Source organism: Okeania sp. SIO3I5 (genome assembly GCF_010672085.1).
In the GTDB taxonomy this organism is placed as follows: Bacteria; Cyanobacteriota; Cyanobacteriia; order Cyanobacteriales; family Microcoleaceae; genus Trichodesmium.
Map to the genome: position 1 here is coordinate 1 of NZ_JAAHHT010000427.1, position 4,078 is coordinate 4,078.

The window sequence follows — 4,078 nt, forward strand, 5'->3', positions numbered from 1 at the left end:
GCAGACCAGTCAAATCAATTAATCAATTCTATAATTATAAGAAGGGTAAACTACAGTCAGAATTAAATCAGACTAAAAGTAGTAATAGAATCAAAAGATTATCGACAAAAAGAAATTTTAAGATTGACGATTATCTGCATAAGACTAGCAGGTATATTATTAATCATCTGATCAAAAATCAGATAGGAGTTTTAGTAATAGGAAATAATCCTAACTGGAAACAAGGCATAAATCTTGGCAAAAAAAACAATCAAAATTTTGTTCAAATTCCTTTTTTTAAGTTAATAGAACAACTAAAGTACAAAGCCAAATTAGTAGGAATCAAAGTCATAATTAATGAAGAAAGTTATACATCAAAAGCTAGTTTTTTAGACTGGGACGACTTACCAGTTTACCAAAAGGGTGTCAAACACGGATTTAGTGGTAAACGAGTGAAAAGAGGACTTTATCAAGCTTCAAATGGAGTCAAATACAATGCTGATGTCAATGGAAGTTTAAACATACTACGAAAAGCAGTCCCAAACGCTTTTAGCAATGGGATAGAGGGTGTTGTAGTTCACCCCGTTAAGCTAACACTTAATTAAAACTAAGTCAAGGAATATTTTTCTATAGATTTAGTAACTATTTCAGTTAAATCATTAATCTGAATAAATTGCTTTCCTTTGCCCATGATTAACGGGAAGAACCTAAGTCAGTCCCGACTATTTCTTTCAATGAGAAAGATCAGAAGTGTGCTTTAGGTACTAACTATGTTTCCAAGACCAAATCAAAAAAATCAGAAAATCTATGAACTCGCGACTCACAGGAAACGAAGAGGGATTAGTGGCTTACTCACCACTTAATGATAAAAGTAGTGGTACTACTACCAAAGATGGAAAAGGAAATGGTCAAGATGGCAAGATTATGGCAGAAACTGGGAAAAAGGTCGATATCCCTTTAGAGGAAAGTTTGACTGTAGTTGAAACAGTTTCCAGTCAGCCATCTTCACAGAGCGCTACGAAAAAACTTGGGGATAATAAGGCTGATACCTCGTCAAACAATGTTAAAGTTGAAGGAAAAATTGAGGACACATCAAGCTTGGAAGGACCGAAAAACTTTCAATCAGTTTTAAATGATACTCAAGCTAGAACCGATCTGCTATCTTCAAAGATAGAGATCAAAAAAAACATTGATAGTTCTACTACTGTCGATCCCGATGATCCCAAGCAGTTATCCTCTAAAATTTCTGCAGAAACAGAGGCAATAAATAAATCAACAGAACTAACAATTAGTGACTCACAAAAATCATTATCAACCTCTATCCAGGAGCAACAAAAAAAAGATATGTCAGCAGCAAAGAACCCAAAATATAAAATCCTTTCTATTGATGGTGGAGGTATTCGTGGAATAATTCCCGCCATAGTCCTAGCAGAAATCGAAAAGCGAACAAAAAAACCTATATTTAGTTTGTTTGATTTAATTGCAGGTACATCTACAGGAGGTTTATTAGCTTTAGGATTAACTAAACCTGAACCAAACTCTGAGGTCCCGACAGCAAAATACACCGCCGAAGAACTAATATCTATGTATCTTGAGTATGGAGGAATAATCTTTTATGAATCCTTCTTTGAAAAGATATTAGGTCCTCTCGAAGATCTTGCTCAACCTAAATATTCTTCTGTAGGAAGAGAAGAAGTTATTACCGATTTTTTTGGAGATACTCTCCTTAAAGACTGTCTTAAAGAAGTATTTGTTACCAGTTACGACATAGAACAACGTCTCCCTGTCTTTTTTACCAGTAATTTACAAAAACAACAGATAGACTCACCAATGTTTCGTAAATTATGTACAGGGTTTAGTCTAAAAGATGCTGGCATGGCAACCAGTGCCGCCCCAACTTTTTTCGCCCCTTATCAGGTTTCGACTTCTCATAATAACAGTGGATTTTATACCTTGGTAGATGGAGGAATGGTAGCCAATAATCCCACGTCTTTAGCCATAATGGAAGCCCAATTAACTGAGCGAAAAAAGGGATCAGAACTTTCAATGAATGATGTACTGGTGGTTTCTTTGGGGACGGGATCTTTGACCAGTAGTTATCCATATGACGAAGTAAAGAATTGGGGACTATTGCAATGGGTTCAGCCGCTAATAAATATTATTTTTGATGGGTCAAGTGAAATGGTGGCGGGACAATTAGAACGGTTACTAGAACCCCCAGGAGTAGAGCATCAAAATTTATATTATCGTTTCCAAACTTTCCTAACAGGGGAAAACGAAGCAATGGATAATGCTGGACCAGAAAATATAAAAGCATTAGAAGCTTTGGCCAAACGCTTAATTGAAGAAACAAGCCAGGATCTAGATCAACTTTGTGAGTTGTTAACAAAGTAGGTGCATTACTAGATTTGAGCATTCCTGGCAATTTCCTGAAAATAGTGTGACGATAAAAGCTTGACATACTCCCGACGTTGCCCTTCTATTCCCCCCTTTCAAAGGGGGGTTAGGGGGGATGGACAAAGCGGGATTCTGAGCGTCTGGGAAACCCAGACCGCTGCGCATGACAGAGGTGATGTCCTCCCCCTGTTTTGACATTGATAATAACAAAATGCTCTTAGCTTGTGTCTTGGGCATATAAACGTTTAGCTTATGAAGGTATCCGAATCCAGGCCCTGGCTTTCATCCCGACGCTCCCCCTCCCCCCTATGCACGGGGGGTTAGGGGGGATGGAGAGCGCGGGACTTCCCGCCAGGAAAGTTAAAAATGGCTGAAAACTGAGTATCGCGTTATCTCGGTCGCGGAGCGCGGAAGGTCGTTCTATCCCGACTTTGAGTCATCCCTAATGGTTGCAAAGTCAAGAAAAAGAAAGCGCCAAATCAAGACTCATGTTAGTAGGCCCTAAATCAGTCAAAAAATAGCGCTTTGGGGGTATTCTTCACGGCGCATTGCGAGATACCGCCAGTGTTGATACTTCTGCTGTCACACTGCTATGAACGGTTTTACCTGGTTTGACCAGGAATTGCAGGTCTTGATGTATCTGTAAACTAAAAGAAACTGCTGTAATAGAAAAAAATTGACCCGACGATCTAGACCTCTTGAATTTAAAGATTCAGTTTGAGTAAAAAGACGCAAAAAATAGGAGGAAAATTTTATGGACGAAGTTGCAAAAAAAATAGCATCTTTGGGATTACCTGGTGTAGTTCTAGTTGTTGCCATGTCTAGTACCGGTATGGGAGGAGCCTATGCCGTAATCTATGCAGTGGCCGGATTAGGTGGTCCATTTGGGTTAGTAGGAGGTCTAACAGTATTAGGGTTAATGACTGCTGTAGGTGATATCTTATCTGGGTATGGTATAGAGGCTCTTTTGACTACAGTTTATAAAGAAAGAAGCAAGTCAGAATCTTTAACTATGCTGATCAAAGAGATTAAAGATTTACCAATTTCAGATAACCTCAAACTCAAACTTGAGTCCTTACTTGAGGGAGAAAAAATAACAGTAGGAGTTGCTAATAGTGAACCGAGAACCGTTGAAATTGTTGAGGAGTAACTCGAACAACAAGACATAGGCAAGTAGGCTTTATGTAGCTTACTTGTCTATGTTGAAGAATAGAAGTTATACTCAACTCGGTTAGAATAGACCAGCTATAAGTAATATCATGCCCGGTAGCATCGGAGCTTGTATAATAGAATAACAGAAAAATAATTGCCCGGAGCGATCGCAAAGGCTGTTTTTGGAAAAAAGTGTATTTTAAAATACATTTTTTTGATAACTGTAGACAAGATTCTTATGGACCATCCTCCCCATCCTCCCCACAAGGTTTTCAGGAGTTCCTGATTATGGATAGCTTTCGCGCGGGGGGTAGGGGGGATGCCTTCTCTCATCTGCCTTCCTTCCATAAAAGTATTGTAAAGTTTTATTAATTAATTTTATAGAAAAACATAGGAAAAAAACTAAAAATATCTTAGACTGAGAAAGGATTGCAGAACAGCTCGTTAAATGTTTACAGGAGGGATAATACAGTTAGTAGAACGTACTATTATTAAAAAAAATCATCTGGTGTCAAATACAATGAGTCATGTCAATGTTCGTTTAAATACC

At 38.2% G+C, this 4,078-nt stretch carries 3 protein-coding genes; all 3 read left to right on the forward strand.

Translation table 11 applies throughout. The features are described 5' to 3' along the window. Positions 1–584: RNA-guided endonuclease InsQ/TnpB family protein (locus F6K40_RS39135; RefSeq protein ID WP_293145381.1), on the forward strand; the 584-nt coding region annotated here is incomplete at its 5' end. A 319-nt stretch (positions 585–903) separates the two neighbouring features. Continuing rightward, entirely contained in the window at positions 904–2,373 is a 1,470-nt protein-coding gene (locus F6K40_RS39140) for a patatin-like phospholipase family protein (protein ID WP_293145384.1), read from the forward strand. Between the two features lie 757 nt (positions 2,374–3,130). Next, positions 3,131–3,526 carry a hypothetical protein gene (locus tag F6K40_RS39145; RefSeq protein ID WP_293145387.1) on the forward strand — a complete coding sequence of 132 codons (396 nt, stop codon included), beginning with the start codon at positions 3,131–3,133 and terminating at the stop codon, positions 3,524–3,526. Positions 3,527–4,078: the final 552 nt, after the last annotated feature.